This is a genomic window from Psychrobacter sp. 4Dc, assembly GCF_002836715.1.
Lineage (GTDB): Bacteria > Pseudomonadota > Gammaproteobacteria > Pseudomonadales > Moraxellaceae > Psychrobacter.
The window spans coordinates 1-2,108 of sequence record NZ_PJAT01000125.1; the positions used below are offsets into that span (position 1 = coordinate 1).

Consider the following 2,108-nt stretch of genomic DNA (forward strand, 5'->3'; position numbering starts at 1 on the left):
TACCTGATATTTCCATGCATGATTTATGAGCTTTTTTTAACCACTCATCACCCAATAATATAGCTATTTTAAATAGTATCTGCCAATTATCTTGCGCACGATCATTAATAGAAACCGGTAATACAGGATCAGCCTCTTTAACTGCTGACATATTGTCATCAGACCATCTAGCCAGCTGGGATTGAATCATGTTAGTAACATCAAGCGGTAAATCGCGAACTCGTTTTTTTGTCTCATCTCTCATTTTACGTCGAAGAGTCAATGGTATTGATCGATCTATCAATGTATCAGGAATTCTACCGATACCTGATATTGCCTTAGCTCCGAATACGTTAAACGGTACAGGTTCGTTATCGTCTCCAACACATCGTATAATGTATGGATTATCACGACTATGGCCTGCATTTAAAACGCCTCGTATGCCGTCATTATCATTGATGAAAGTGTCAACTTCATCAATGAATAAAGTCGGTTTGTAACTCTCAATAGAGCGAAATAGAGCAGATTTTGTGATATTTGATGTTGATAATGACCGTTTACTCATATGGCTCATCAGCGTTAACAACGTACTTTTTCCGCAACGCTTTTCCGGAGCATTTATCCAGGCAATTGGCAAAATATGACTTGCTGGTATAACCCAGGTTAATATTATCCATAGTGTAGCTGCAGTCTTCACTGCGTCAGTGCAGGCGATATGATCGTCCAGTATTTGATATATTTGATCAGCTAGTAAGGCGATATCTGTTACTGGCTTTACGTACGGCTCGATATCAACGACCAAACTTTCTGAGATCTTAGACTCTGTTTTACTTCTAGCTTTTTTCACTAGCCTATCAAGTGACCGAACTGACATGTTGTTGAGAGATTTCGCGGTTTCAGTTCGTTCTAGCTCATACTCCAGTTCTGATAGTGTAGCTAGTCTATCAATAGTAGATTGTGCTAAATCCGAGCTAATTTTTAGATCTTGTTGTGGTAAAATAACTGATGATGGCTCGCCAATGTCATCTGTAGTGATTTCTGAAAGCTGAGCATCTGGCAGGATGCTTGGCTTTTTTATTGATTCAGCTGATTGATCAACAACAGTCTCAGGCGGTGTAACCTTTTTGTGTTTGCTCATGATTGTTTCTCCTCATCTGATGATAAGGTGTGGCTCTCCAGCCATAGATTGATGTCGGATAAACGCCAAAGGCTAGCGCGACCAATTTTCACTGGAGCAGGAAAATTCCTTTCATTTATGAGATGGTAAAGGTGTTTAGCGGAAAATCCAGTAATACCGCGTGTGGCAGGTCTGGCGGTAATAGTTCGTTGCTGACCTAATTCAGTGGTATAGGTGCGAGCTGGACGCTCAGGTTGATTTGCGAGATCTGACATTCGCAGGAACTTGTTTTTCAATTTCATAATATTACTCCACAGCATTGTGAGTTGGTGTTGCCTAGTGCTGTGAAGTAATATTAGGTGTTCTATGCAGTAACGTAAATCACTGTGCGTGCATGATGTACACTGTGCGCGCATACTGTAAAAGAAGATGAATTAAACAACTAAGAAAAATCTCCTTTATCAGCTTGAGATAACCATTTTTCTACCGTTCGATAAGTTGGCGATTCATCAGTGTCAATGTTTAGTTTGATGTATTCAGCAGTTTTAGCATAGCTAGTAAAAGCCTTTTCTTTCATGATCTGTAAGTACTGTTTCTTCTTTTTCTGCCTGAATAATTGCTTATCCTTGGCTCCCGTATTAGCTGCTTTAGTGTTTTCTTTCGATAACTTATTTTTGAAATATTCCCCACTATCATAAGATACATTAATAGTTCCACCACTATAGGTAACCATTAAAAAATCATGATACATTAGGGCTACATCATAAGCATAATAACGATGAGCTAGAGTTGACATAGCTTTGTATGAGTATAATTCAACTATAGTCTTTAAATGGGAGTTTAGTCTGTCTAATTCTGATTTTTGAAGTGAAGAGTCTGCAGTCTTAAAAGGGTTATAGCGTTCAGGGTTATTAATAAAATCTAAAAATAATTTAGAAAAAATATCTTCTGTATAGTCACTGCACTACAAAAGAGTTATGCTTTGGATGAATATCATAAAACAATTTAGATA

Annotated in this window: 3 protein-coding genes; all 3 read right to left on the reverse strand. The window is 38.0% G+C overall.

What is annotated here, in order from left to right; genetic code table 11:
- Positions 1-1,117, reverse strand: a 1,117-nt coding sequence (locus tag CXF61_RS11825; RefSeq protein WP_165598328.1) for a DUF3631 domain-containing protein, incomplete at its 3' end; no start/stop codon positions are given.
- On the reverse strand, positions 1,114-1,398 hold the full coding sequence (locus CXF61_RS11830) for a helix-turn-helix transcriptional regulator (protein WP_193834222.1): 285 nt from the start codon (positions 1,396-1,398) through the stop codon (positions 1,114-1,116). The genes CXF61_RS11825 and CXF61_RS11830, both read right to left, overlap by 4 nt.
- Before the next feature lie 140 nt (positions 1,399-1,538).
- Positions 1,539-1,892, reverse strand: coding sequence for a hypothetical protein (locus CXF61_RS11835; protein ID WP_165598330.1), 354 nt, complete (start codon positions 1,890-1,892; stop codon positions 1,539-1,541).
- Positions 1,893-2,108 lie beyond the last annotated feature (216 nt).

What these genes read in the sequence shown, in the direction of transcription:
- CXF61_RS11830 (WP_193834222.1), bottom strand. Translation starts at nt 1,398, where the DNA reads ATGAAATTGAAAAACAAGTTCCTGCGAATGTCAGATCTCGCAAATCAA.
- CXF61_RS11835 (WP_165598330.1), bottom strand. Translation starts at nt 1,892, where the DNA reads ATGTCAACTCTAGCTCATCGTTATTATGCTTATGATGTAGCCCTAATG.